Raw genomic sequence first — 25,490 nt, forward strand, 5'->3', positions numbered from 1 at the left:
CTCAGAAGCAGGCCCAGACTTGCTCGGCAAGCAGCACCATGAATTCGGGTTGCAGATACAGCAGCGCCCCGGCCAGCAGCGCCAGCGCCAGCGCCAGCCACAGCAAGACGCGGGCAGTGCTCATGCGGCAAGCGCCACGGGCCGGTGCACCGGGGTTTCCCGCACCGGCAGGTTGAGCAGCGTGGCCGCCGCACTCAGGCCGATCGCGATCAGCCAGACGGTGTCGTAGCTGTCCGTGCGGTCGTACAGATAGCCGCCCAGCCACACGCCCATGAAGCTGCCAAGCTGGTGGCTGAAGAAGGAAAAGCCACTGAGCATGGAAAAGTGCTGCAAGCCAAAAATCTGCGCCACTGCCGCATTCGTGGGCGGTACGGTGGAGAGCCACAGCAGGCCCATGGTCGCCGCGAACACATAGACCGACAGGGGCGAAACCGGCGCCAGCAGAAAGAGCGCGATGACCAGCGCGCGCAAGGCATAGATGCCGGCCAGGATCCAGCGCTTTTGAAAGCGCTGCCCGAGCAGCCCCGCGCCGTAGGAGCCCACGATGTTGAGCAGCCCGACGATGGCCAGCGCCAAGGCGCTCACCTGAGGCGTGAGGCCCTTGTCCGACAGATAACCGGGCAGGTGCACCGCGATGAAGGTGACCTGAAAGCCGCAGACGAAGTAGCCGGCCGTCAGCAGCAGATAGGGCGGGTGGCGCAGCGCCTCGGCCAGCGCGTGGCGCACCGTCTGCGTGCGCAAGCTGGCGTGGCGTGCGTGAAAGCCCGGCTCGCGCAGGCCAAAGGCCAGCGGAATCATCATCAGCGCCAGCACCACGATGGCCAGCAGCGCGCTCTGCCAGCCCATGCGCAAAATCATCTGCCCCTCGATCGGCATCAAGAGGAACTGGCCGAAGGAGCCGGCCGCCGCCGCCACGCCCATGGCCCAGGAGCGGCGCTCTGGCGCAATCTGCCGCCCGATCACGCCGTAGATGATGGAGTACGTCGTGCCCGCCTGCGCCGCGCCGATCAGCACGCCGGTGGTGAGCGCAAACAAAAACGGCGTGGACGAGAGCGCCATGCCCAGCAGCCCCGCCGCGTACAAGAGCGTGCCGCCCAGCAGCACGCGAAACGCGCCGTAGCGGTCGGCCAGCATGCCGCCGAAGATGCCGAGCACGCCCCAGGAAAGATTCTGGATCGCGATGGCCAGCGCAAAGGTCTCGCGCGTCCAGCCCATTTGCTGCGTGATCGGCAGCATCCACAGCCCGAAGCCGTGGCGTATGCCCAGCGACAGCGTGACGATGACGCCGCCGCACAGCAGCACCTGCGTGGCGGAAAGGGTGCGCGGCGTTTTTTGCATCACGGCAAATGTAGCGAAATTGCGCTTGGCCGGTGGGCAGCAGGGCGCGTGAAACCTGGTTTTATATCCAGTCATACAATCCGCCGCCATGGCGAAATCACCTACCCCCGAATACTCTGAAAGCACCATCCGCGTCCTCAAGGGCCTGGAGCCCGTCAAGCAGCGCCCGGGCATGTACACCCGCACCGACAACCCGCTGCACGTCGTGCAGGAAGTGATAGACAACGCCGCCGACGAGGCGCTGGCCGGCTTCGGCAAGAAGATCCGCGTGACGCTGCATGCCGATGGTTCGGTGAGCGTCGAGGACGACGGGCGCGGCATTCCCTACGGCCTGCACCCCGAGGAAAAGGCGCCAGTGCTGGAGCTGGTCTTCACCCGGCTGCACGCGGGCGGCAAGTTCGACAAGGGCAAGGGCGGCGCCTACAGCTTTTCCGGCGGGCTGCACGGCGTGGGCGTGTCGGTGACCAATGCGCTGGGCAAGCGCATGCAGGTGCAGAGCTTTCGCGACGGCGTGGTCGCCAGCATGGTGTTCGAGGGCGGCGAGGTGGTGCAAAAGCTCAAGACCCGCGCGCAGGCCGAGGGCGAGCGCAAGCACGGCACCACGGTGCGCGTGTGGCCCGATGCCAAGTACTTCGAATCGACCCAGATACCGATGGTGGAACTCACGCACCTGCTGCGCAGCAAGGCGGTGCTGCTGCCCGGCGTGAAGGTCGAGCTGATCGACGAGAAGAAGAAGGACACGCAGAGCTGGCAGTACAAGGGCGGCCTGCGCGACTACCTGGAGCAAAGCCTGAGCGCCGACCCGGTGGTGCCGCTGTTCGAGGGCGAGGGCTATGCCGCGGCGGACGACGACCACTTTGCCGAGGGCGAGGGCGCGCAATGGGTGCTGGCCTTCACCGAAGAGGGGCATCCGGTGCGCGAGAGCTACGTCAACCTGATCTCGACCACGGCGGGTGGCACGCACGACAGCGGCCTGCGCGATGGCCTCTTTCAGGCGGTCAAGGGCTTCATCGAGCTGCATGCGCTGCTGCCCAAAGGCGTCAAGCTCATGCCCGAGGACGTGTTTGTGCGCGCCAGCTACGTGCTCTCGGCCAAGGTGCTCGATCCGCAATTTCAAGGTCAGATCAAGGAGCGGCTCAATTCGCGCGACGCGGTGCGCCTGGTCTCCAGCTTCGTCAAGCCCGCGCTGGAGCTTTGGCTCAACGCCAACGTCGAGTGGGGCAAGAAGCTGGCCGAACTTGCCATCAAGGCCGCGCAAACGCGCCAGCGCGCCGGCCAGAAGGTGGAAAAGAGGAAGAGCTCGGGCGTTGCCGTGCTGCCCGGCAAGCTCACCGACTGCGAAAGCCGCGACATCACGCTCAACGAAGTGTTCCTGGTCGAAGGCGACAGCGCCGGCGGCAGCGCCAAGATGGGCCGCGACAAGGAGACGCAAGCCATCTTGCCGCTGCGCGGCAAGGTGCTCAACACCTGGGAAGTGGAGCGCGAGCGGCTGTTTGCCAACACCGAAATCCACGATATTTCAGTGGCCATCGGCGTCGATCCGCACGGGCCGCAGGACGAGGTGGATTTGAGCGGCCTGCGCTACGGCAAGATCTGCATTCTGAGCGACGCCGACGTGGACGGCGCGCACATCCAGGTGCTGCTGCTCACGCTGTTCTTCCGCCACTTCCCGCGGCTGATCGAGGCCGGCCACATCTACGTCGCCCGCCCGCCTTTGTTTCGCGTGGACGCCCCGGCGCGCGGCAAAAAGCCGGCGACCAAGCTCTACGCGCTGGACGACGCGGAACTGGCCGCCATCACCGAGAAACTGCGCAAGGACGGCGTGATGGAGGGCAAGTGGAGCGTGAGCCGCTTCAAGGGCCTGGGCGAGATGAACGCCGAGCAGCTGTGGGACACCACGCTCAATCCCGACACCCGGCGCCTGTTGCAGGTGCAACTGGGCAGTGTCGATCTGACAGCCACCGAAAACCTCATGACCCGCCTGATGGGCAAGGGCGAGGCCGCTGCGCGGCGCGAGCTGATGGAGTTGCATGGGGATGCGGTGGAGGTGGATGTTTAGGGCAACGCTGAACAAGCCCCTCGCGCGTCGCGCATCCCAGCTTGGGGCGGTCTGCGGCGTTACAAATCCTCGCAATAGCTTCGGCTATTGCTGCGGTTTGCGCCTTGCAGCCCATCCCCAGGCTGGGCGCGCGCCATCACGGGGGTTTGTTCAGCGTTGTCTTAGGCGTCCGGTCCCGTCTTTGCTGTATATGGCTATAACATACAGGATATGCTGAACTTGGCAGGCATCACCGGCTTTGATTGGGACGGTGGCAACGAGCGCAAGAACGAAAAGCGTGGGGTCTCCATGGCGCAGGCCGAGCAGGTTTTTTTCAATGCGCCGTTGCTGATCCTGGGTGACGCCAAGCACAGCCAGCAAGAGCTGCGCTACCACGCTTTGGGCCGCAGTGATGAAGGTCGACTCCTGCACCTGACTTTTACGCTGCGGGGGGCAGGCAGCTTGATTCGCGTGATCTCGGCCCGTGACATGCACCGCAAGGAGCGAGCGTTTTATGAACAAGCCCACTAAAAAAATCCCGCACTTCACCAGCGAGGCCGAAGAGCGCGCCTTCTGGGAAAGTCAGGACTCGACCGATTACCTCGATTGGACGCAGGCCCAGAGCGTGGTGCTGCCCAAGCTCAAGCCCACCACCAAAACCATTTCATTGCGCCTGCCCCAGCATTTGCTCGATTCCATCAAGGCGGCGGCCAACGCGCGTGACGTGCCTTATCAGTCGCTCATCAAGGTGTGGTTGCAGGAAAAGCTGCATGGGTAAGGCAGTGGTTTGGCAGAACGTTTGTCGCCGCCATCGCCGCGCAGTTTGGGCGCAAGAACACCGGCAGCCTGTTTGCCGGGCATGGCGGCAAGCTGCTTGGCGTCACGGCGCAGGTCAAGTCTGCCAGCGACTTTGACTTGATCACCTGGCTGACCATAAAATAGATACGTTTCAGTATATACAAATGAAATGCAGCATGACCGCCACCGCAAAAGTCTTTGTCACCGGCAACAGCCAGGCCATTCGTTTGCCCAAGGCGTTTCGTGTGGACGTTGAGGAGATGTGGATCAGCCGCGACGAGCTCACCGGCGCGATCACGCTGACGCCCAAGGACGCAACGCAACTGCGCCAGCAGCGGCTCGATGCCTTGATGGCGGCCATCGCCGAAAACCCGCTGCCGGACAGCTTTCTTGCTGAAGAAACCCGCCGCAACGACCCACCGCAAAGCCCATTGCAAGGCTGGCTTGCCGCGCCGTCGGCCGCGCCGCGTCGGCGCAGTGCAGCAGCCAAGGGTCGCGCGTGATCAAAGTTTTGGCAGACACCAACATCCTGGGCTATTTCGTGCGCAATCAGTCTGCTGCGCTTCAAAAGCGCATGCTGGACGCGCTCCAAAGGCAGGAAGTCGCCATCTCAGCCATCACCCGTGCAGAGACGCGGTTTGGCCTGGCTCTGCTGGCAGCCGACGACAAGCGCCGCCGCACAGTGGACTTGCTGCTCAATGAACTGCCAGCCTTGCCATGGACGCAGCAAGCGGCAGACCGCTACGGCGACATTGCCGCGCACCTGCAACAAAGCGGCCAGCCGATTGGCCAGATGGACACGCTGATCGCCGCGCACGCGCTGGCGCTGGGCCTTCCGCTGGCCACCCACAACACCCGCCATTTCAAACGGGTTCCGGGTTTGCGACTTGAAGACTGGATGGCGCAGCAATGAGGCAAGCACGTTGTGATGGCTGCGTCGCGCCGCGCATCTTTTTCGTCATCGGTGCGGCAGGCCACTCTTGGCCGCTTGGCTTACAGCGTTGAAAAGGGGCAAAGCATGACCGACAAGCCCTCCAGCGCCCCGCAAGCCCCCGGCTTTGCCGACATCGCACAACTCATTACAACCTTCCCCCAGCGGGGGAAGGAGCGTGAAACCCATTGAAAACCAAGTGAAATTCGGCTCTGGCGCCTATCCATCAAGCGCAACCAGCTATTATTTTTTGAAGCATGTCTGACCAACCCGTTCTCGATTTCGAAGTCCCTGAAGCGGACGATTCGCTGGCCGGCTACGCCCAGCGCGCCTACCTCGAATACGCGCTCAGCGTAGTCAAGGGCCGTGCGTTGCCCGACGTGGCCGATGGGCAAAAGCCGGTGCAGCGGCGCATCCTCTACGCGATGGAGCGCATGGGCCTGGGCTGGGGCGGCGCCGGGGGCAACACGCCGGCGCGGCCGGTGAAGAGCGCGCGCGTGGTGGGCGACGTGCTGGGGCGTTTTCACCCGCATGGCGATTCGGCCGCATACGACGCGCTGGTGCGCATGGCGCAGGATTTTTCGCAGCGCTATCCGCTGATCGACGGCCAGGGCAACTTCGGCAGCCGCGATGGCGATGGCGCGGCGGCGATGCGCTATACCGAGGCGCGCCTTGGCAAGATCACGCGCCTGCTGCTTTCCGAAATCGACATGGGCACGGTGGACTTCGTGCCCAACTACGACGGCAGCACCGAAGAGCCCAGGCAATTGCCCGCCCGCCTGCCGTTTGCGCTGCTCAATGGCGCGAGCGGCATCGCCGTGGGCCTGGCGACCGAAATCCCCAGCCACAACCTGCGCGAAGTGGCCGATGCCTGCGTGGCGCTGGTGAAGAACGCCAAGCTCACCGACGATGAATTGTTCGCCCTGCTGCCGGGGCCGGACTATCCGGGCGGCGGGCAAATCATCAGCAGCGAAGCCGACATCCGCGCGGCGTACGAGAGCGGGCGCGGCAGCCTCAAGGTGCGCGCGCGCTGGCAAATCGAGGACCTGGCGCGCGGGCAGTGGCAGATGGTAGTTACCGAGCTGCCGCCGGGCACCTCCACGCAGAAGGTGCTCGAAGAGATCGAAGAGCTCACCAACCCCAAGCTCAAGAGCGGCAAGAAGGCCTTGACGCAGGAGCAGAACCAGCTCAAGGGCACGATCCTGGCGGTGCTCGACGGCGTGCGCGACGAGTCGAGCAAGGATGCGCCGGTGCGCCTGGTGTTCGAGCCCAAGAGCCGCAGCATTGACCAGGACGAACTGGCCAACACGCTGCTGGTGCACACAAGTCTGGAGACGTCGAGCCCGATCAACCTCACCGGCATAGGGCTCGATGGCCGCCCGGTGCAGAAGTCGCTGCGGCAGATGCTGCAGGAGTGGATCGCCTTTCGCCAGCAGACCATCACCCGGCGCAGCCAGCACCGGCTGCAAAAGGTGCTCGATCGCATCCACATCCTCGAGGGGCGCCAGCTGGTGCTGCTCAACATCGACGAGGTGATTGCCATCATCCGCAGCGCCGACGAGCCCAAGGCGGCGCTGATCGCGCGTTTTGGGCTCAGCGAGCGCCAGGCCGACGACATTCTGGACATCCGCCTGCGCCAGTTGGCAAGGCTTGAAGCCATCAAGATCGAGCAAGAGCTCTCCGAGCTGCGCAAGGAACAAAAGCAGCTGGAAGACGTGCTGGCCAGCCCGGCGGCGCTGCGCCGCCTGATGGTCAAGGAAATCGAAGCCGACGCCAGGGAATTTGCCGACGCGCGGCGCACCTTGATCCAGGCCGAGAAGAAGGCCGTGGCCGAGCTCAAGGTGGCGGACGAGCCGGTGACCGTGGTGGTGAGCGAAAAGGGCTGGGTGCGCGCGCGCCAGGGCCACGGGCACGACGCGGCGGGCTTTTCCTTCAAGGCGGGCGACACGCTCTACGGCAGCTTTGAATGCCGCACGGTAGACCAGTTGCTGGTGTTTGGCAGCAACGGGCGTGTCTACAGCGTGGCGGTGGCGCTACTCCCGGGTGGGCGCGGCGACGGCCAGCCGATTACCACTTTGATCGATCTGGAAGCCGGCACCGAGGCGCTGCACTACTTTGCCGGGCCCGAGGCGGCCCAGTTGCTGCTGTCGGGCAGCGGCGGCTACGGCTTTCTGGCGCGCGCCGGGCACATGCTCTCGCGCCAGCGCGCGGGCAAGGCTTTTATCACGCTGGGCGAGGGCGAGCGCATCTGCCGGCCCTCTCTGGTGTTCTCTGGTGATGAGTCAAATACGGCTGCAGCGCAGGCGGGGCAGGCGCCAGCAGCTATCGGTGCGATAGCGGCAAGCCACGTGGCCTGCGTCTCCAGCGGCGGGCGCATCCTGACGTTTTCGCTCGATGAGCTGCGCCAGATGGACAAGGGCGGGCGCGGCCTGATGCTGATGGCGCTCGAAGCCGGCGACAGCCTGGCCGGTGCGGCGGCCTATCTGCGCAGCGTGCGCATTGCCGGCGTCGGTCGCGGCGGCAAGGCGCGCGAGGAGCAACTGGAAATCCGCAGCCTGAACAACGCCCTCCAAGCCCGCGCGCGCAAGGGCAAGCCGGGCAACTTCGGCTTCAAGCCCAGCGACATCGTGAGGGTGCTGTGATGCCCGGCGGTCTGTCCGTGCCCGAGCTTTTGCTGCTGGCGCTGCTGGGCTTGATCAGCGCGGTGCTGGGGCGCTGGGCGGGCGCGCGCTGGCGTGCGCGGCGTCACGAGCGCCGTGAGCAGGCCGAGCGCGCGCAGGAAAGCCGCCAGGTACGCCGCGCGCGTGAGCGGCGCAAGCGCCAGTGAAAGCCTGCAAAATACCAATCAAATGTGACCTAAACCCTTGCTGTACAAGCGCAGACAGCTATCAAAACAAGAACCCACTACCGATGGCCAAGAAGGACAAAGCCAGCCACGTCAGCGAAACCCCGGCCACGCAGTGGCTGCGCGCCCATGGCGTGGCCTTTGACGAGCACAGCTACGAGTACGTGGAGCACGGCGGCACGCACGAGTCGGCACGCCAGCTCGGGCTCGACGAGCATGCCGTGGTCAAGACCCTGGTGATGCAAGACCAGGACGCGCGCCCGCTCATCGTGCTGATGCATGGCGACTGCAAGGTTTCGACCAAGAACCTCGCGCGCCAGATCGGCGCCAAAAGCGTGCAGCCGTGCAAGCCCGAAGTGGCGCAGCGCCACAGCGGCTATCTGGTGGGCGGCACCTCGCCCTTTGGCACGCGCAAGGCCATGCCGGTCTATGTCGAGCAGAGCATCCTGCAACTGCCGCGCATCGCCATCAACGGCGGGCGGCGCGGCTATCTGGTGCAGCTCGATCCGCAGGTGTGCGTGCACTTGCTGGGCGCGCAGCCGGTGCAGTGTGCGCTGAGCGAGGCCTGACGCCCGCCTGCCGCGCGGCCGCATTGCCGCTCGAAACGCTGCCGGGGCCGATGGCAGAATGCGGCGTTCGCCCGGGCTGCATGGCGCGTCAGAGAGCGCCGCAGCGCGCAGCCCGCAACCGGTTTTGTCGAGAGAGTTTTCGTGCCCATCCTCTACAGCGCCCTGGCGGTCGTCGCCGCCTACCTGCTTGGATCCCTGTCGTTTGCCGTCATCGTCAGCCGCCTGATGGGCCTGGCCGATCCGCGCAGTTATGGCAGCAAGAATCCGGGCGCGACCAATGTGCTGCGCTCGGGCTCGCGCGCGGCGGCCGTCGTCACGCTGTTGCTGGACGCGGCCAAGGGCTGGCTGCCGGTGTTTCTGGTGCGCGTCTATGGCCCCGCCTGGGGGCTGGGCGAGGGCACGCTGGCGCTGGTCGCACTCGCGGCGTTTGCCGGGCACCTGTGGCCGGTGTTCTTCGGCTTTGCGGGCGGCAAGGGCGTGGCCACGGCGCTGGGCGTGCTGCTGGGCGTGAGCGCCTGGCTGGCGCTGGCGACGCTGGCTACCTGGCTCATCATCGTGGTCTTCTTTCGCTGGGTGTCGCTGGCTTCGCTGGTGGCGGCGGCGTTTGCGCCGTTTTTCTACCTGCTGGTGGGCGGCGTGGCGTGGGAGGTGCACCCCGGCGTCGGCCTGGCGATCGCGCTGATGGCGGCGCTGCTCGCCTGGCGCCATGCGCCCAACATCCGGCGCCTGATCCAGGGCAAGGAGCCCAGGCTGGGCGAAAAAAAGAAGGCTTGAGCGCGCGGCGGACGGTTTGGCGCGCGCTCAGACCAGCGGCGGCATGCCGGACTCGCGCACCGGCAGCTCATTGGTCATGCGCGCCGCGTACAGGCCCAGGCGCACCATCATGTGGTGGTTGATGTCGGTGGTGACGGCAGAGCGCGCCAGCGCCGCCGCCACCTGGGGGTGGCCGCGCGCGGTGTGGTAGAGCACCGGGGCGTCCAGCGCCTCGCCGTCCGCGCTGGCGACGCTGGCTACCAGCGGCTGGTTGGCCTGCTCGCTGCGGCGCAGCACCACTGCGGTGTCGCCGTTGTCCAGGCGCACGAAGGTGCCCGGCGGGCACAGGCCGACGGTGCGCATCAGCGCGGCGATCACCTCGTCGTTGTGCTGCGCGCCCTGGGCGACGATCTCGCGCACCGAATCGCTCGCGGTGCGCTCGCTGCGCGACTTGCGCGGCGAGATCATGGCCGCGTAGCGGTCTATGGTCGAAAGAATGCAGGCCAGGCGCGTTTCCGCCGGCAAGTCGGCCAGCGTGTCGTAGGGCTGCACCGGGCTGTGGTGCGCGGCCACCACGTCCAGCCACAGGTCGTCGCGGATGTTGAGCTCTTCAAGCAGGGCGACGCTGTGCCCCGGGTGCTCTGCAATCGCCAGCTTCTGCGGCGCGCTCAGCGGCGCGCTTTGCAGCGCCAGCTCGTTTTGCAGCGCCGTCATGCTCAGGTTCATGGTCATGGCCGCGCGCACCAGGCTGTCGCGCTCGGGGCGCGCCAGCTGCAGCTCCTGCGCCAGGATCTGGCACAGCGTGGCGCAGACCAGCGCGTGCGCCGCGCTGTAGCCCACGGTGGAGGTGCTGGCCAGCTGGAACATCAGGTACAGCGCGGCGTCGATGTCGTGGCCGGTGATGTCTTGCAGCCATTGGTCGCACAGGCGCACCTTGCCGGTGAAGTCCAGAACCAGGCGCGGGTGCAGCAGCAGCGCCGAGAGCGCTGCCTCCAGGTCCTGCCACTGCGCCAGCAGGTCTTCGTAGTCGTCGTCGGCGGCTTGGTGCGGCATGGCGGCTGGCGCTCTCAGCGTTGGTGCAAGGTGAGCTCGCTGCCCTTGCGCGCCATCTCGTAGGGCTGCAAGAAACTGTTGCCCAGCAGCACGTAGGGCATGGGCTGCTGCACCACGATGGCCACCACGCCGCTTTGCTGCAGTGGCCCGATGCGCACCGAATCGAGGCGCACGCGCCAGCCCTCGGCCGTGCCGTTGGCGGTGTGCATGCGCACCCGCTCGCCGGCCTGCACCCGGATGCCCAGGCGCTCGGCCTCGGCGCGGCCCAGCGCGACCGTGGTGGCGCCGGTGTCCACCATGAAGCGCACCGGGCGGCCGTTGATGCTGCCTTCTTCGGTGAAGTGCCCGCCCGCGTCGGCGTGCAGCACCAGGCTGCGGCCAGGGGCGCTGCGCGCACCGATGCTCACCGGCGCCTCGCCCAGACGCAGGCGCTGCTGCATGCCGCCGAGCTCGATCAGCACCTCGTCGCGCCCCACGGCGAGCACGCGTGCGCCGGCAAAGCTCTCGCCCACCGCAACCGCGCGCGGCGCGCTGCCCGCGTCCACCAGCAGCGCCTTGCCGCCCAGCACGCCGGCGAGCTGCAGCGCCTGCGCCGCGGCTGGGGCGCACAGCAGCGCGGCCGCGAGCGCAAGGGCGGGCTTCATGGGCGCAGCGTCAATCGCGCAGGTTGTCAAACGACAGCGGCAGCTCGGCCATTTCCTTGCGCAGCAGCGCCATCGCGGCCTGCAAGTCGTCGCGCTTTGCGCCGCTCACGCGCACCTTGCCGTCCTGGATCGCGGCCTGCAGCTTGAGCTTGCTGTCCTTGATCAGCTTCTGGATCTTCTTGCCCTGCTCGGCGTTGATGCCGTTCTTCACGTCGATGGCCTGGCGCAGCGTGTCGCCGCCGGCCTTCTGCGGCTTTTGCACGTCCAGAAAGCGCACGTCCACGCCGCGCTTGGCGAGCTTGGCGCGCAGGATGTCCTGCAGTTGCTGCAGCTGGAACTCGGCGTCCCCGGTGAGCATGATCTGCTTGTCCTTGAGCTCGATCGCGGCAGACGTGCCCTTGAAGTCAAAGCGCGTGCCGACCTCCTTGACGGCGTTGTCCACGGCGTTTCGCACCTCGACGAAATCGGCTTCACAAACGGTATCGAACGATGGCATCGGCTTGCTCTCCTGCGGCTGCGTCGCGCCCCGGCGGCCAATGTGCGGGTGCGACAATCCCCGGGATGTTAGTCGAGAAGAATGCCCCGCTGCAGCAGGCCAACAGCTTCGGCATCGCCGCGCGCGCGCTGACGCTGGTGCGCGTTGCGAGCGAGGACGACGTGCGCGCCGCCGTTGCGCGTTTTGACCTGGCGCACGCGCCGTTTTTCGTGCTCGGCGGGGGCAGCAACATCGTGCTCACCGGCGACGTCAAGCCGCTGGTGCTGAAGATGGAGATCGCCGGGCTGCGCCTGGTCGATGAAACGCCGCGCGCCTGGATCATCGAGGCCGGCGCGGGCGAGGTCTGGCACGAGCTCGTCGCCTGGAGCCTGGCCCAGGGCTGGCCGGGACTGGAAAACCTGGCGCTGATCCCCGGCACCGTGGGCGCCGCGCCGGTGCAGAACATCGGCGCCTACGGCGTGGAGCTGCAGGATTGCTTTCATTCGCTTGCCGCCATCGACGGCCTCACGGGCGAGCGCATCGAGCTCGACGCCGCCCAGTGCGCCTTTGGCTACCGCGACTCGGTCTTCAAGCACGCTGCGCCGGTAGCGCCCCAAGGCGCCTCATGGGAGCGCGGCATGGGCCTGGCCGGGCGCGCCATCATCACCAGCGTGCGCCTGGCGCTGCCCAAGGCCTGGCGCGCGCACCTGGACTACCTGGACCTGCAAAAAAAGGTGCAGGAAAGCGGCATCACCGAGCCCAGCGCCCGGCAGGTGTTCGACTGGGTCTGCGCGATCCGCGCCGCCAAACTGCCCGACCCGAGCGTGCTGGGCAACGCCGGCAGCTTTTTCAAGAACCCGACGGTGACGCCCGAGCAGTGCCGCGACATCATCGCGCGCGAGCCGCGCATCGTGCACTACCCCATGCCCGACGGCAGCATCAAGCTGGCCGCCGGCTGGCTGATCGACGCCTGCGGCTGGCGCGGCAAGAGCGTGGGGCGCGCCGGCGTGTACGAGAAGCAGGCGCTGGTGCTGGTCAACCGCGGCAACCGCAGCGACCCCGAGGCCAGCGTCACCGGCGGCGAGGTGATGACGCTGGCGCGCGCCATCCAGACCAGCGTGTACGAGCGCTTCGGCATCCGCCTGCAGCCCGAGCCCGTGGTGGTGTAGTTCGCTGTTTTGATAGCTGCCGGCGCTTGCCGGGCAAGCGCCAGAGGCATAAAGCGCCGTAATTTTTGCGGCGTGCGCAGCCGCTACAATCGCACGCTCCTGGGTTCCCTCGCCCCCATCCAAAAAGGACCATCGTGAGCTTGCTTTCTGCCCCGCCGCCTGTCGCCCTGCGGCGCATTCCCCTCTACCTTTGCATCCTCGTCGCGCTGCACGTGGTGATCGTGATCGCGAGCAATTACCTGGTGCAGTTGCCAGTGCGGCTCTTCGGCTTTCACAGCACCTGGGGCGCATTCAGCTTTCCGTTCATCTTTCTTGCGACCGACCTCACGGTGCGCCTGATAGGCAAGGAGGCGGCGCGGCGCGTGATAGGACGGGCCATGCTGCCCGCGCTGCTTGCGTCCTACGTGGTCGGGGTGTTGTTTCAGAGCGGCGCCTTCCAGGGTTTGGCGGCGCTTGGCGTCTTCAACAGCTTCGTGGCTCGGATTGCGTTTGCCAGCTTCGCTGCCTACGCGCTGGGGCAGTTGCTCGACATCCAGGTGTTTGATCGGGTGCGCCGCAAGAGCCCGCGCTGGTGGCTGGCGCCGGCGGCCTCAGCCGTGGTCGGGCAGTGGCTTGATACCGCAGCTTTCTTCTCGATCGCCTTCTGGCACAGCAGCGACGCCTTCATGGCAGCCAACTGGGTCGAGATCGCCTGGGTGGACTACGCCGTCAAGCTGAGCGTGAGTCTGGCGGTCTTTGTGCCGGCCTATGGCGTGCTGCTGGCCGCCATCCTGCGCTGGCTGCGCCCGGCGCCGCCGGTGGCGCTGGCGCGCTGAGCGGCGCACACAAAAGCGCCAGCGCTCAGGCTGGCGTTTTTGATAGCTGCCGGCGCTTGCCTGGCAAGGGCTGCAGGCCGATTTGATTCTTATTTTCTGGAGCCGCCGTCCTCAAGCTGGGCCAGCGCCGCATCGCCCCCAAGCGAGAGCAGCCCCGCGCGCGAATACACACCGAGCTTGTCGCGCGTGTCCGAGATGTCCAGGTTGCGCATGGTGAGTTGCCCGATGCGGTCCAGCGGGGAGAACGGTGCGTCTTCCACTTTTTCCATCGACAGGCGCTCGGGCGCGTAGGTGAGGTTGGGGCTTTCGGTGTTCAGGACGGAGTAGTCGTTGCCGCGGCGCAGCTCCAGCACCACGGTGCCGGTCACGGCGCGCGCCACCCAGCGCTGGGCGGTCTCGCGCAGCATGATGGATTGCGGGTCGAACCAGCGACCCTGGTAGAGCAGGCGCCCGAGTTTCAGGCCATTGGTGCGGTATTGCTCTATCGTGTCTTCGTTGTGGATGCCGCTGACCAGGCGCTCGTAGGCGATGTGCAAGAGCGCCATGCCGGGCGCCTCGTAGATGCCGCGGCTCTTGGCTTCGATGATGCGGTTCTCGATCTGGTCGCACATTCCGAGGCCGTGGCGCCCGCCGATGCGGTTGGCTTCGAGGAAGAGCTCCACCGGGTCGTCGATCTCGTGGCCGTTGAGCGCCACCGGGCGGCCTTCGTCGAAGCGGATCGAGACTTCTTCTGCCTGCACCGGCACATCGTCCTTCCAGAAGGCCACGCCCATGATGGGGTTGACGATGCGGATGCTGCTGTTGAGGTACTCCAGGTCTTTGGCCTCGTGGGTTGCGCCCAGCATGTTGGAGTCGGTCGAATAGGCCTTTTCGGCGCTCATCTTGTAGCCAAAGCCTTCGCGGGTCATGAAGGCCGACATCTCGGCGCGCCCGCCCAGCTCGTCGATGAAAGCCTGGTCCAGCCAGGGTTTGTAGATCTTCAGTTGCGGGTTGGTGAGCAGCCCGTAGCGGTAAAAGCGCTCGATGTCGTTGCCCTTGAAGGTGGAGCCGTCGCCCCAGATGTGCACCTCGTCCTCTTTCATCGCGGCCACGAGCATGGTGCCCGTGACGGCGCGGCCCAGCGGCGTGGTGTTGAAGTAGGTGGCTCCGCCGGTGCGCACGTGAAAGGCGCCGCACTGGATGGCGGCGATGCCTTCTTGCGCGAGCTGCGTGCGGCAGTCGACCAGGCGGGCCTTCTCGGCGCCGTATTCCATGGCCTTGCGCGGGATGGCGTCGTAGTCCTGCTCGTCGGGCTGGCCGAGGTTGGCCGTGTAGGCGTAGGGCAGCGCGCCCTTGTTCTTCATCCAGCGCAGCGCGGCGGATGTATCCAGGCCGCCGGAGAAGGCGATGCCGACCTTCTGGCCGACGGGAAGCGATTGCAAGATGGTTGCCATGGCAGCGTGCACGGCGGGGCAGGGCGCCCCGCGCTTGTCAGGGTTGGTAGCAAAGCCGCCGATTCTAGGGCGGCGCTGCCGCAAGCTGCGCCCGGCAGGCGCGCATGCTCAGCGCCAGCGGCGGCGGTAGCCGTGGTCCCAGCCGCCGTCGCTGCGGTATTCGATGGTGGCATCGACCGCCGGCGCGCCGTAGTAGGGGCTGGTGTAGACGGGGCTGGTATAGACCGGCGTCTCGGTCACGACCACGGCGCTTTGTGGCGCGTCGTAATAGCCATGGGCCTGGGGTTGCTGGTAGACGGGCGCGGTGGCCGGCTGCACCGTCACGGGAATCCACTGCCCCGGGTCGTACTGGGTGCGCGTGGTGTACTGGCGCCCGCCGTATTCATACACCACGTCGTAGCCGAGGAACTGGGTGTCGTAGCGCGTCTGCACGCTGCAGCGCTGCACGTCCTGGTAGCCGGGGCGGCCGCCTTCGACCTGGTTGCCCAGCACCGCGCCGCCTACGACGCCAGCGGCCGTGGCCAGAGCCCGGCCGCTGCCGCCGCCGATGGCATTGCCCACCAGGCCGCCGGCCACGGCGCCGAGCACCGCGCCGGCGCCGGAAGTCTGGCGCGTGCCGCTGTACACGGTTTCGTTGTGGCATACCTGCTGGGGCACCGCTACCTGCTGCGATACCGGCGTGACCGACAGCACGCGCCCCATTTCACGCCCCTGGGGCGTCTGGGCATGGGCGCTGGCCAGCGCGGCGCTGCTCAGCAATGCAAGGGTGAACAATTTTTTCATGGCAAAAGCTCCTTTCGGATGGGCTGGGCGTGTGCAGCTTGGAGTCTTGGCGCAAGTGTAGGTTGCATCGGTGAAAACCGGCTATCCCTTGGGTAAAGCTGCGTAAAAGCTCAATGGCGCTGCCCTAAACGGCGCTGCCTTGGGCTGTGCGCGCGGCCCAGTCGGCGGCGTCAAAACCCACGGTGAGGGCGTCGCGCCATTGGACGACCGGGCGCTTGATCAGGCTGGGCTGGGCACGCATCAGCGCGCAGGCGCTGGCCGCGTCGCGCGCGCCGGCCCGGGCTGCGTCGTCAAGGCGGCGCCAGGTGCTGCCGCGGCGGTTCAGAAGCTTTTCCCAGCCGACGGCCTGCGCCCAGCATTCGGGCGCGCCATCGGGCAGGCCCTGGGTCTTGAAGTCGTGAAAGACGTAGGCCACACCGTGTTCGGCCAGCCAGGCGCGGGCCTTCTTGACGGTGTCGCAATGGGCAATGCCGTAGAGCGTGATGGGCATGGGGATACTCGCCTGAACAGTGTCGCCACGAACGGGCGCTGCAGCACAATCGCCGCGTATGCACACCTTACCCGATACCCTGGACGGCTGGCTTGCCTACTGCGAGCAGCTGCACCCGCACACCATAGAGATGGGCCTGGAGCGCGTGGCGCTGGTGAAAGAGCGCATGGCCCTGCGCCTGGACTGCCCGGTGATCACCGTGGCCGGCACCAACGGCAAGGGCTCTACCTGCGCGATGATCGAGGCGGTGGCGCTGCAGGCCGGCTACCGGCCGGGCGTCTATACCTCGCCGCATCTGGTGCACTTCGAGGAGCGCTGCCGCATCCACGGCGAAACCGTGAAGGCCGAGGATTTGCTGCCGCATTTCGAGGCCGTGGAGCGCGCGCGCACCGAGGGCACAGAGGTGCAGCTCACCTACTTCGAGTTCACCACGCTCGCCATCCTGCGCCTGATCAGCCAGGCCAGGGTCGATGTGGCGGTGCTCGAAGTGGGCATGGGCGGGCGCCTGGACGCGGTGAACGTGATCGACGCCGACTGCGCGGTGATCACCATGATCGACGTCGACCACGCCGAATACCTGGGGCCGGACCGCGAGAGCATAGGCCGCGAGAAGGCCGGCATCATGCGCGCCGGCAAGCCGGTGGTGGTCTGCGACCCGCTGCCGCCCGAGAGCGTGATCGAGCATGCGGCGGCCATCGGCGCGCACTTGTGGCGCTTCGGCACGGACTTCAACTACTCGGGCGACAAGCTGCAGTGGTCCTGGGCCGGGCGCGGGCGGCGCTATGCCGGCATGGCTTATCCGGCGCTGCGCGGTGCCAACCAGTTGTTCAACGCCTCCGGGGCGCTGGCAGCGCTGGAGGCGATACGCGACAAGCTGCCGATCTCGGCGCAGGCGGTGCGCGCCGGCCTGGCGCTGGTGGAGCTGCCCGGGCGCTTCGAGGTGGCGCCCGGCCAGCCGGTGGTGGTGCTCGACGTCGCGCACAACCCGCATGCGGTGGCAACCCTTGCCGCCAGCATGAGCACCATGGGGCATTTCCGGCTCACGCATGCGGTGTTCGGGGCGATGGCCGACAAGGACATCACCGGCATCTTCGAGAAGATGGGGCCGCTGATCGACCGCTGGTATTTCACCGATCTGCCTACGCCGCGCGCCGAAACCGCGGAGCACCTGCAGCAGCGCTGGGAGCGCTTTCACGCCCGGCAGGAGGCACTGCACGCGCCCGCCCAGGCGATGCAGAACGACGCGCCGCGCATGGACCTGAGCGAGGCGCTGAAGCAGCAGGACGACAAGCCGCACCTGTCGGTCACGCGCTCGCGCCGGGGCAGCAGCGGCGAGGGCGGGGGCGGGCGGCGCATCGTCAAGAGCGAGGTGTTTGCCGAGCCGCAGGCGGCGCTGGATGCGGCCCTGGCCGCCTCCAGGCTCACTGATAGAATCGTCGTCTTCGGATCGTTCTACACGGTCGGCGGCATCCTCAAGAACGGCGTGCCGCAGATGCACGGCAAGCACTTCGACCTCTGACCTGGCAGGCGCCGGTTTTCATGGCATTTTTCAAGTTCCCCTGGACCCCCCGAGCGCAAGAGCCGGCCAGGGCCGCGCCGCCAAAGCGGGGTCGCGCCGCGCAGGCGCAGGCCCAAAGCATGGAAGAGTTGCGCCGCAATGCCCGCCATCGCCTGATGGGTTCGGCGCTGCTGGTACTGGTGGGCATCATCGTCTTTCCGCTGGTGTTCGATACCGAACCGCGCACCGTGGCGGTGAACGTGGCCATGGACATCCCCGATCGCAATACGGCCGCGCCCCTGGTCGTGGGTACCGCGCGCCCGCTTGCCGAGCCCGAGCCGCCGCTGGCCAACGCCGGCCTGACGCCGGGCGAAGAACAGCTGGAGGCGAGCGCGCCCAGGGCCGCCGAGTCGGCGCCGCGGCCGGATGCGGAGGCGGGCGCGGCGCACAAGCCAGCGCCCGACGCGGCGAGCGCGGCAGCCGGGGCAGAGCACAAACCCGAAGCCAAGACCGAAGTCAAGGCACAGCCCCGGCCCGAGCCCAAGCCCGACCACAAGCCCGAACCGAAGGCAGAACCGGCCAAGGCCACTCCCGCACCGGCGCCCGCCCCCAGCAGCGAGGCGCAGCGCGCCCGCGCACTGCTCGAAGGGCATGCGCCCGCCGCCGTCGCGAGTGCTGCGGCGCCGGCCGCTGCGGCAGCGGGCCAGGGCGAGCGCTACATCGTCCAGGTCGGTGCCTATGCCGACCAAGGCAAGGTGCGCGAGGTGCGCGCCCAGCTCGAGCGCGCCGGCATCAAGACCTATGCGCAAGACATTCAGGGCAAGGGCGGGGTGCGCACCACGCGGGTGCGCGTCGGGCCCTTCGGCAGCCGCGCCGAAGCGGGCAAGGTGCTCGAGCGCGTCAAGGGCCTGGGGCTTGACGGCGTGGTGCTCACGCTCTAGCAGTCGCAATCTCAATGAAGGCATCGCCCCAGCGCCGTGCAGGCTTGCGCCCCCTTGCCAGGGCCGGTGCGGCGGCGCTTGCCATGGCATGCAGCGAGCACGCGGGTGCGCCGGCGCACGGTCGCCCTGGTGTGGGGCGCTGACGGCGGGCGCCAGCGCACGCCCGCATTGCCATGGCCGCACTCGATTGGGGCTTGCTCGCGGTGCTTGTGGTGTCCTTCGTGCTGGGCGCCTGGCGTGGCCTGGTCTTCGAGCTGCTGTCGCTGGTCGGCTGGGTGCTGGCTTTCTTTTTGGCGCGTGCCTGGGGTGCGTCGCTTGGCGAGCTCCTGCCGTTGGGCGAGGCCCAGGCCGCCTGGCGCCCGGCCGCAGGCTTCGGGCTGGTGTTCGTGGTCACGGTGTTTGCCTGCGGCCTGCTGGCGACACTGGCGCGCAAGCTGATGCTGGTGGCGGGCCTGCGCCCGGCCGACCGCGCGCTGGGCGCACTGTTTGGCCTGGTGCGCGGCGTGGCGCTGCTGCTGCTGGCTACCTGGCTGGCGCTGCACACCCCGCTGGTGCAGCAGCCGTGGTGGCAGGACTCGCGCATGGCGGCGCTGCTGCAAGACACTGTGGCGCAGGCCGGCGTGGCGCCGGCGCAGGAGTGGCTGCGCCATCTCTCCGGCCCGGAGCACTGACGCGCAAGCGGACGAAGGAAACAAGCGATGTGTGGAATCGTGGGCGTGGTTGGCCAGTCGGCCGTCAATCAACTGATTTATGACGCCTTGCTGCTGCTGCAGCACCGCGGGCAGGACGCAAGCGGCATCGTCACCGAGCAGGAGCGCAAGTTCTTCATGCACAAGGCCAAGGGCATGGTGCGCGACGTGTTTCGCACGCGCAACATGCGCGCGCTGCCGGGCAACGCGGGCCTGGGGCAAGTGCGCTACCCGACGGCAGGCAGCAGCACCAGCGAAGAGGAAGCCCAGCCGTTCTACGTCAACGCGCCGTTCGGCATCGTGCTGGCGCATAACGGCAACCTGACCAATGCCCACGCGCTGCGCCGCGAACTGTTCGACAACGACCACCGCCACACCAACACCGGCAGCGACACCGAAGTGCTGCTGAACGTGCTGGCGCACGAGCTGGCGCGCACCAGCAGCGGCAACCGGCTGCAGTCTGCGCAGGTCTTCGATGCGGTGCGCGCGGTGCATCGGCGCGTGCAGGGCTCCTACGCCGTGGTGGCGCTGATCGCGGGTTTCGGCCTGCTGGCGTTTCGCGATCCCTTCGGCATTCGTCCGCTGTGCCTGGGCCGGGGCGACGATGGCACGGTGATGGTGGCCAGCGAATCGGTGGCGCTGGAGGGCACGTCGCTGCACCTGACGCGCGACATCGCGCCGGGCGAGGCCGTCGTGGTGCGCAGCGATGGCCAGGTGGAATCGGCCCAGTGCGCCCAGCACGCCGAGCTGCACCCCTGCATCTTCGAATACGTGTACCTGGCGCGGCCAGACTCGGTGATGGACGGCATCTCGGTCTACCAGGCGCGGCTGAACATGGGCGAAACCCTGGCCAAGCGGGTGATCTCCACGGTGCCGCCGGCCGAGATCGACGCGGTCATTCCGGTGCCCGAATCGAGCCGCCCCAGCGCCATGCAACTGGCGCAAAGGCTCGGGCTGCCCTACCGCGAGGGCTTCGTGAAGAACCGCTATGTGGGACGCACCTTCATCATGCCGGGCCAGGCCACGCGCAAGAAGTCGGTGCGCCAGAAGCTCAACGCCATAGGCAGTGAATTCAAGGGCAAGCGCGTGCTGCTGGTCGACGACTCCATCGTGCGCGGCACGACGTCGCGCGAGATCGTGCAGATGGCGCGCGACGCGGGCGCGAGCAAGGTGTATCTCGCCTCGGCCGCGCCGCCGGTGCGCCATCCCAACGTCTATGGCATAGACATGCCGACCAGCGAAGAGCTGATCGCCAACGGCCGCAGCGTCGATGAAATCCGCGCCTGGATAGGCTGCGACGCGCTGATCTACCAGGATCTGGAAGCGATGAAGCGCGCCATCGGCCAGGCCAACCCGGGCGTGCAGGGCTTTGAAGCCTCGTGCTTTGACGGCCGCTACATCACCGGCCTGAGCGCCGCAGACCTCGCAGCGCTGCGTGCCGAGCGCAGCGCGTTGGGCGATGATGAAGGCGTCGCAATGTCGCGCCTCTCGCTGCCCAACGCCGAGACTGCATAAAAAAAGAGAGCGGCCAGCGCTTGCCATTATGGGTTCTCAGATACAAACCATTGGCAATTCGTTGCTGCGCAAGCGCTGACAGCTCCTGTTTTGGAAGAACCATGTCTGAACCCATCTCCGACCTGCCCGAGGGACTGCACCCCGAAACCTACGCCGTGCGCGCCGCCGTTGCGCGCAGCAGCTACGGCGAACACAGCGAGGCGCTGTACCTGACCAGCAGCTTCGTGCAGCACGACTGTGAAAGCGCCGCGCGCCGCTTTGCCAGGGAAGAGCCCGGCTACACCTACACCCGCACCGCCAACCCCACGGTGGCCAGTTTCGAGCAGCGCCTGGCGCACATGGAAGGCACCGAATGCGCCGTGGCCACCGCCACCGGCATGGCGGCCATCTTGCTGGTGGCGCTGACCACGCTCAAGGCGGGCGACCACGTGATCGCCTCGCAATCCATGTTCGGCTCCACCATGAAGCTGCTGGGCAGCGAGATGGCGCGCTTTGGCGTGGAGACCAGTTTCGTCGCGCAAACCGACGTGTCCGCCTGGCGAGCGGCGGTGAAGCCCAACACCCGACTGCTGTTTGCCGAAACGCCGACCAACCCACTGACCGACCTGTGCGACATCGCTCAGCTTGCCGACATCGCCCACGGCGCGGGCGCGCTGCTGGCGGTGGACAACAGCTTTGCCTCGCCGGTGCTGCAGCGCCCCATCGAGTTCGGCGCCGATCTCGTCGTGCATTCGGGCACCAAGCTGATCGACGGGCAGGGCAGGGTGATGGCCGGCGCGGTCTGCGGCACGCAAAAACTCGTCGACGGCGTGATGGGCACCTTTTTGCGCAGCGGCGGGCTCAACCTCTCGCCATTCAACGCCTGGGTGGTCTTGAAGGGGCTGGAAACCCTGGCGCTGCGCGTCAAGGCCGAAAGCGCCGCCGCGCTGGAGCTGGCCACCTGGCTGCAAGACCACCCCAAGGTCGCCGCCGTGCACTATCCGGGCCTCAAGAGCCATCCGCAGCACGAACTGGCCATGCGCCAGCAAAGCGGCATGGGCGGCACGGTGCTGGCGTTTGACGTGGTCGGCCACACGCCCGAGCAACTGCGCGCCAACGCCTTTCACGTGATCGATCGCACGCGCGTATGCTCGGTCACCGCCAACCTCGGCGACGTGAAGACCACCATCACCCACCCCGCCAGCACCTCGCACGGGCGCCTCTCGGAAGAGCAGCGTCAGGCCGCCGGCGTCAAGCAAGGCCTGATCCGCATCTCGATGGGGCTGGAACACATGGACGATCTCAAGGCCGACCTGCTGCGCGGCCTGGACACCCTGGCATGACAGAAAAGAAAGTACGCACCCGCTTCGCCCCTTCGCCCACCGGCTTCATCCACCTGGGCAACATTCGCTCGGCGCTCTACCCCTGGGCTTATGCGCGCGCCATGGGCGGGCAATTCATCCTGCGCATCGAAGACACCGACCTGGAGCGCTCCACGCAAGAGGCAGTGGACGTCATCCTCGAAGGCATGCAGTGGCTCGAGCTCGACATCGACGAAGGCCCCTACTACCAGATGCAGCGCATGGAGCGCTACAAGGCGGTGCTCGAGCAGCTCAAGGCCAGCGGCCACGTCTACCCCTGCTACATGAGCGTGCAAGAGCTCGACGCCCTGCGCGAGCGCCAGACCGCAGCCAAGGAAAAGCCGCGCTACGACGGCACCTGGCGCCCCGAGCCGGGCAAGACCCTGCCGCCCATCCCCGAGGGCGTGCAGCCCGTACTGCGCTTCAAGACGCCGCAAACCGGCACAGTGGGCTGGGACGATCAATGCAAGGGCCGCATCGAGTTCCAGAACAGCGAGCTCGACGACCTGGTCATCGCCCGCCCCGACGGCACGCCGACCTACAACTTCTGCGTCTGCGTGGACGACATGGACATGGCGATCACCCACGTGATTCGCGGTGACGACCACGTCAACAACACCCCGCGCCAGATCCACATCTACCAGGCGCTGGGCGTTGAGCCGCCGGTCTTTGCCCACCTGCCCACGGTGCTCAATGAAGACGGCGAAAAGATGAGCAAGCGCCGAGGCGCCAAGCCCGTCACCTGGTACCGCGACGCGGGCTTTCTGCCCGACGCCATGGTCAATTACCTCGCGCGCCTGGGCTGGAGCCACGGCGACGACGAAATCTTCAGCCGCGCGGAGTTTCTTGAATGGTTCAACCTCAACCACCTGGGCAAGAGCGCCGGGCAGTTTGACGAAGCCAAACTGCGCTGGGTCAACGCCCAGCATCTGAAGGCGCTGGCCGACGAAGACCTGGCGCGGCGCGTGCGCCCCTTCGTGTTGCAAGAGGGCGTGAGCGAGGCGCAGCTCGATGCCGACGATCGCCTGCCGCGCATCTGCGCCCTGTTCAAGGACCGCTGCGACACCCTGGTGGACCTGGCCCGCTGGGCGCGGCTCTTCTACCTCGATGCGATCGAGCGCAATGTCGAGGATGCCGCCCAGCACCTGAACGACGCCGCCCAGGCTCCGCTGGCCGCCTTTGCCGAGGCCATCGAGTCGGTCCAGTGGACGCGCGAAGCCATCAACGCCGCCATCAAGGGCGTGTTGAAGGCCCAGGGCATCAAGATGCCGCAGCTCGCCATGCCGCTGCGCGTGCTCACCATGGGCGTCGCGCACACGCCGTCGGTGGACGCGGTGCTGGAACTGCTGGGTCGTGAAAAAATCCTCGCGCGACTGCAAAACCGCTGAAAATCCACGCTACAATGCGCGTCTTTGGTGGAGACGACCAGGTGAAGATTGGGTCTGATCCAGCGGGAAGGGGCTTGAAAGCGCGCTTTTGCGTCGTGTACGCGAAGCGGGCAGTAACAGCTACCGGCCGCTACCGAAAGATTTGTCTCAGGTTTTGACCCTATCGTCTAGAGGCCTAGGACACCACCCTTTCACGGTGGGTACCGGGGTTCGAATCCCCGTAGGGTCGCCAAGTTGTACAGCACTTGGTTGCTCTGTTTATCAGAGCAACAAAAGCTGTGCTGGAGTGGTAGTTCAGTTGGTTAGAATACCGGCCTGTCACGCCGGGGGTCGCGGGTTCGAGTCCCGTCCACTCCGCCACAATTCGGGGGTATAGCTCAGCTGGGAGAGCGCTTGCATGGCATGCAAGAGGTCAGCGGTTCGATCCCGCTTACCTCCACCAATCCACAGGCCAACCGTTCGCGGTTGGCCTTTTTTTTGCTCGGCTCGGCTTGCGGCGCGGCCCCGCGTGATGACAAGACAGGGCGCAAGGGACATGCGGCGCAGGCAGCAGGATCATCTGCCGCCTTGCGGGCCCCCTTCTTTCTCTGTTGCGGCACGACCCGAACCTTGGCTTGTACCGAAGGCCGTGGCGAAAAAAAACCAACCGAAGGCGGTTGGTTTTTTGCAATCGTGGTGGAGAGGAGGAGGATCGAACTCCCGACCTCCGCATTGCGAACGCGGCGCTCTCCCAGCTGAGCTACCCCCCCACAAAGGAGGGCAATTGTAGTGCAATTTGCGCCGGGTTCGGCGCAAGTGCGGCAAGTCTTTCGTCGCGCCCAGCGGCGGTCTCAGGCGCGGCAGCTGCGGTTGCGTCCTTGCTCCTTGGCCTGGTAGAGCGCCCGGTCAGCGCGGGCCAGCATGTGCTCCAGCGTGTCCTGCCTGCCTTGCCAGGTGGTCAGCCCGATGCTGAGCTGGCAATCGAGCGCATGCCCGCTGGCGAGCGCCGCGTGCACGCGGTCGGCCGCCTTCATCGCATCGTCGGCCCCCGTTTCGGGCAGCAGCAGGACGAACTCCTCGCCGCCGTAGCGCCCGATGCGGTCGGCGCCGCGCAGCACGGCTTGCACGCGGCCCGTGAAATGGCGCAAGACGGCGTCGCCGTGCTGGTGTCCGTGGGTGTCGTTGATCGCCTTGAAGTTGTCCAGGTCCAGCATCAGCAGGGCCGGGCCGCGGCCACTGCGCTGGCTGCGCAGCAGTTCATCGTGGCACTGCTGCAGCACGGCCCGGCGGTTGAGCACCTGCGTCAGCGGGTCGCAGGTGGCCAGGTGCTCCAGCTCGGTCACCAGGCGGTCGGTGGCCATGAGCACGGCGCCGATGGCGTAAAACAGTTGAGCGACGACGAAGGCGCCGATGTAGGCGATCTGGATCGCCGATGTTTCATACATTTCCTCGCCCGCGAGCCCGGTGGCTGCGGTGAGCAGGCGCACCAGCAGCGCGGCGATGTGGGCGGCGAGCGTGATCTCGACCAAGCGCACGGGCAAGCGATTGCCGCCGTGGCGCAGCAGGAGCAAGAGGTTGGACAGGTAAATGCCGATGAGCACCGCAGTGATCACGATGAGCCGCGCCGTGTAGCTGGGCTGGACGTGGGTCAGCCAGGCCAGGCCCAGGCTGGCGGCCCCGGCTACGGCCAACCAGGCTCTCCAACGCTGCGGCCGCTTGAAGAAGCGTTGGCAGCCGACGAGGTAGGCGATGGCGCCCAGCATCAGCAGCAGATTGGCCAGCACCACGGTGAGCGCGGCGGGCCAGCCGGCGTTGCGGTTGCCGAACAGCAGCGCGGCCACTACCCACAGCGCGGGCGAGATCGCCCAGTAGCCGATGCCATGGATATGGGCCGGATAGTGCCGGCGCATGAACCACAGCACGACGGCCATGAGGGCGCCCATGAGGGTGGCGACGAGAATGATCGAGCGTGGGTCGAGGCCGGACATCGTGCGTTCGGGCTGCGG

Annotated in this window: 26 protein-coding genes and 4 tRNA genes; 20 read left to right on the forward strand and 10 right to left on the reverse strand. The window is 66.9% G+C overall.

What is annotated here, in order from left to right; genetic code table 11:
• Position 1 precedes the first annotated feature (1 nt).
• Both KUD94_RS14655 and KUD94_RS02675 read right to left on the reverse strand, forming a co-directional pair.
• Positions 2 to 124 carry a hypothetical protein gene (locus KUD94_RS14655; RefSeq protein WP_255568976.1) on the reverse strand — a complete coding sequence of 41 codons (123 nt, stop codon included), beginning with the start codon at positions 122 to 124 and terminating at the stop codon, positions 2 to 4.
• Positions 121 to 1,338: an MFS transporter gene (locus tag KUD94_RS02675; protein ID WP_218238352.1), complete on the reverse strand. Its 1,218-nt coding sequence runs from the start codon at positions 1,336 to 1,338 to the stop codon at positions 121 to 123. Before KUD94_RS02675 ends, KUD94_RS14655 begins: the two co-directional genes overlap by 4 nt.
• An 88-nt stretch (positions 1,339 to 1,426) precedes the next feature.
• Here KUD94_RS02675 and KUD94_RS02680 point away from each other — a divergent pair, with 88 nt between their 5' ends.
• The 9 genes from KUD94_RS02680 (at position 1,427) to plsY (ending at position 9,293) form a co-directional block, all read left to right on the forward strand.
• Positions 1,427 to 3,397 (forward strand): DNA topoisomerase IV subunit B, encoded by a 1,971-nt coding sequence (locus KUD94_RS02680; RefSeq protein ID WP_218238353.1) that lies wholly within the window; start codon positions 1,427 to 1,429, stop codon positions 3,395 to 3,397.
• Between the two features lie 210 nt (positions 3,398 to 3,607).
• A complete protein-coding gene (locus KUD94_RS02685; RefSeq protein WP_218238354.1) occupies positions 3,608 to 3,907 on the forward strand; it encodes a BrnT family toxin in 300 nt (99 codons plus the stop codon).
• On the forward strand, positions 3,891 to 4,154 hold the full coding sequence (locus KUD94_RS02690; RefSeq protein ID WP_218238355.1) for a BrnA antitoxin family protein: 264 nt from the start codon (positions 3,891 to 3,893) through the stop codon (positions 4,152 to 4,154). The genes KUD94_RS02685 and KUD94_RS02690 overlap by 17 nt, the downstream gene beginning before the upstream one ends.
• A 196-nt stretch (positions 4,155 to 4,350) precedes the next feature.
• A complete protein-coding gene (locus KUD94_RS02695) occupies positions 4,351 to 4,677 on the forward strand; it encodes an antitoxin (RefSeq protein WP_218238356.1) in 327 nt (108 codons plus the stop codon).
• Positions 4,674 to 5,087, forward strand: a complete 414-nt coding sequence (locus KUD94_RS02700) for a type II toxin-antitoxin system VapC family toxin (RefSeq protein ID WP_218238357.1) — start codon at positions 4,674 to 4,676, stop codon at positions 5,085 to 5,087. Before KUD94_RS02695 ends, KUD94_RS02700 begins: the two co-directional genes overlap by 4 nt.
• A 275-nt stretch (positions 5,088 to 5,362) precedes the next feature.
• Positions 5,363 to 7,747 carry a DNA topoisomerase IV subunit A gene (gene parC / locus KUD94_RS02705; RefSeq protein ID WP_218238358.1) on the forward strand — a complete coding sequence of 795 codons (2,385 nt, stop codon included), beginning with the start codon at positions 5,363 to 5,365 and terminating at the stop codon, positions 7,745 to 7,747.
• Positions 7,747 to 7,932, forward strand: coding sequence for a hypothetical protein (locus KUD94_RS02710; RefSeq protein WP_218238359.1), 186 nt, complete (start codon positions 7,747 to 7,749; stop codon positions 7,930 to 7,932). Before parC ends, KUD94_RS02710 begins: the two co-directional genes overlap by 1 nt.
• An 83-nt stretch (positions 7,933 to 8,015) precedes the next feature.
• Positions 8,016 to 8,519, forward strand: a complete 504-nt coding sequence (gene ybaK / locus KUD94_RS02715; RefSeq protein WP_218238360.1) for a Cys-tRNA(Pro) deacylase — start codon at positions 8,016 to 8,018, stop codon at positions 8,517 to 8,519.
• Positions 8,520 to 8,660: 141 nt separating this feature from the next.
• On the forward strand, positions 8,661 to 9,293 hold the full coding sequence (plsY, locus tag KUD94_RS02720) for a glycerol-3-phosphate 1-O-acyltransferase PlsY (protein WP_218238361.1): 633 nt from the start codon (positions 8,661 to 8,663) through the stop codon (positions 9,291 to 9,293).
• 27 nt (positions 9,294 to 9,320) lie between these two features.
• On the opposite strand, the gene KUD94_RS02725 is transcribed toward plsY, so the two are convergent.
• From KUD94_RS02725 to KUD94_RS02735, 3 genes are read right to left on the reverse strand one after another with little or no spacing between them, the layout of a single operon-like run.
• Positions 9,321 to 10,325, reverse strand: a complete 1,005-nt coding sequence (locus tag KUD94_RS02725) for an HD-GYP domain-containing protein (RefSeq protein ID WP_218238362.1) — start codon at positions 10,323 to 10,325, stop codon at positions 9,321 to 9,323.
• A 14-nt stretch (positions 10,326 to 10,339) separates the two neighbouring features.
• Positions 10,340 to 10,969: a TIGR02281 family clan AA aspartic protease gene (locus KUD94_RS02730; protein WP_218238363.1), complete on the reverse strand. Its 630-nt coding sequence runs from the start codon at positions 10,967 to 10,969 to the stop codon at positions 10,340 to 10,342.
• A gap of 10 nt (positions 10,970 to 10,979) precedes the next feature.
• Positions 10,980 to 11,465, reverse strand: coding sequence for a YajQ family cyclic di-GMP-binding protein (locus KUD94_RS02735; protein ID WP_218238364.1), 486 nt, complete (start codon positions 11,463 to 11,465; stop codon positions 10,980 to 10,982).
• Positions 11,466 to 11,530: 65 nt separating this feature from the next.
• On the opposite strand from KUD94_RS02735, the gene murB reads away from it, so the two are divergent.
• Positions 11,531 to 12,613, forward strand: coding sequence for a UDP-N-acetylmuramate dehydrogenase (gene murB, locus KUD94_RS02740; protein WP_218238365.1), 1,083 nt, complete (start codon positions 11,531 to 11,533; stop codon positions 12,611 to 12,613).
• A gap of 134 nt (positions 12,614 to 12,747) precedes the next feature.
• Positions 12,748 to 13,428, forward strand: a complete 681-nt coding sequence (locus tag KUD94_RS02745) for a 7-cyano-7-deazaguanine/7-aminomethyl-7-deazaguanine transporter (RefSeq protein WP_370625882.1) — start codon at positions 12,748 to 12,750, stop codon at positions 13,426 to 13,428.
• Positions 13,429 to 13,517: 89 nt separating this feature from the next.
• Here the strand turns inward: KUD94_RS02745 and argG are convergent, their stop codons facing one another.
• The 3 genes from argG to KUD94_RS02760 form a co-directional block, all read right to left on the reverse strand.
• On the reverse strand, positions 13,518 to 14,861 hold the full coding sequence (gene argG, locus KUD94_RS02750) for an argininosuccinate synthase (protein ID WP_218238366.1): 1,344 nt from the start codon (positions 14,859 to 14,861) through the stop codon (positions 13,518 to 13,520).
• A 108-nt stretch (positions 14,862 to 14,969) separates the two neighbouring features.
• Positions 14,970 to 15,644: a glycine zipper 2TM domain-containing protein gene (locus tag KUD94_RS02755; RefSeq protein WP_218238367.1), complete on the reverse strand. Its 675-nt coding sequence runs from the start codon at positions 15,642 to 15,644 to the stop codon at positions 14,970 to 14,972.
• 124 nt (positions 15,645 to 15,768) lie between these two features.
• Positions 15,769 to 16,134 (reverse strand): Spx/MgsR family RNA polymerase-binding regulatory protein, encoded by a 366-nt coding sequence (locus tag KUD94_RS02760; protein WP_218238368.1) that lies wholly within the window; start codon positions 16,132 to 16,134, stop codon positions 15,769 to 15,771.
• 58 nt (positions 16,135 to 16,192) lie between these two features.
• On the opposite strand from KUD94_RS02760, the gene folC reads away from it, so the two are divergent.
• From folC to KUD94_RS02805, 9 genes are all read left to right on the forward strand, one after another.
• Positions 16,193 to 17,653 carry a bifunctional tetrahydrofolate synthase/dihydrofolate synthase gene (gene folC, locus KUD94_RS02765; RefSeq protein WP_218238369.1) on the forward strand — a complete coding sequence of 487 codons (1,461 nt, stop codon included), beginning with the start codon at positions 16,193 to 16,195 and terminating at the stop codon, positions 17,651 to 17,653.
• A 119-nt stretch (positions 17,654 to 17,772) separates the two neighbouring features.
• Positions 17,773 to 18,573, forward strand: coding sequence for an SPOR domain-containing protein (locus KUD94_RS02770; RefSeq protein WP_370625883.1), 801 nt, complete (start codon positions 17,773 to 17,775; stop codon positions 18,571 to 18,573).
• A 173-nt stretch (positions 18,574 to 18,746) separates the two neighbouring features.
• Positions 18,747 to 19,244: a CvpA family protein gene (locus tag KUD94_RS02775; RefSeq protein WP_218238371.1), complete on the forward strand. Its 498-nt coding sequence runs from the start codon at positions 18,747 to 18,749 to the stop codon at positions 19,242 to 19,244.
• Between the two features lie 27 nt (positions 19,245 to 19,271).
• Positions 19,272 to 20,777 (forward strand): amidophosphoribosyltransferase, encoded by a 1,506-nt coding sequence (purF, locus tag KUD94_RS02780; protein ID WP_218238372.1) that lies wholly within the window; start codon positions 19,272 to 19,274, stop codon positions 20,775 to 20,777.
• 101 nt (positions 20,778 to 20,878) lie between these two features.
• The gene (locus KUD94_RS02785; protein WP_218238373.1) at positions 20,879 to 22,099 is read left to right on the forward strand and encodes an O-succinylhomoserine sulfhydrylase; all 1,221 of its coding nucleotides are present in this window, start codon (positions 20,879 to 20,881) and stop codon (positions 22,097 to 22,099) included.
• Positions 22,096 to 23,505: a glutamate--tRNA ligase gene (gene gltX / locus KUD94_RS02790; protein WP_218238374.1), complete on the forward strand. Its 1,410-nt coding sequence runs from the start codon at positions 22,096 to 22,098 to the stop codon at positions 23,503 to 23,505. Before KUD94_RS02785 ends, gltX begins: the two co-directional genes overlap by 4 nt.
• Before the next feature lie 156 nt (positions 23,506 to 23,661).
• Positions 23,662 to 23,737 (forward strand) — tRNA-Glu (locus tag KUD94_RS02795).
• Between the two features lie 51 nt (positions 23,738 to 23,788).
• Positions 23,789 to 23,865, forward strand: a tRNA-Asp gene (locus tag KUD94_RS02800).
• Positions 23,866 to 23,871: 6 nt separating this feature from the next.
• Positions 23,872 to 23,947, forward strand: a tRNA-Ala gene (locus KUD94_RS02805).
• A gap of 231 nt (positions 23,948 to 24,178) precedes the next feature.
• Here KUD94_RS02805 and KUD94_RS02810 read toward each other — a convergent pair.
• Both KUD94_RS02810 and KUD94_RS02815 read right to left on the reverse strand, forming a co-directional pair.
• Positions 24,179 to 24,254: transfer RNA gene (locus tag KUD94_RS02810), tRNA-Ala, on the reverse strand.
• 81 nt (positions 24,255 to 24,335) lie between these two features.
• A complete protein-coding gene (locus KUD94_RS02815; protein WP_255568979.1) occupies positions 24,336 to 25,472 on the reverse strand; it encodes a GGDEF domain-containing protein in 1,137 nt (378 codons plus the stop codon).
• Between the last annotated feature and the right edge of the window lie 18 nt (positions 25,473 to 25,490).

Origin of the sequence: Comamonas sp. NLF-1-9 (assembly GCF_019195435.1) — a bacterium.
Lineage (GTDB): Bacteria > Pseudomonadota > Gammaproteobacteria > Burkholderiales > Burkholderiaceae_C > Comamonas_C.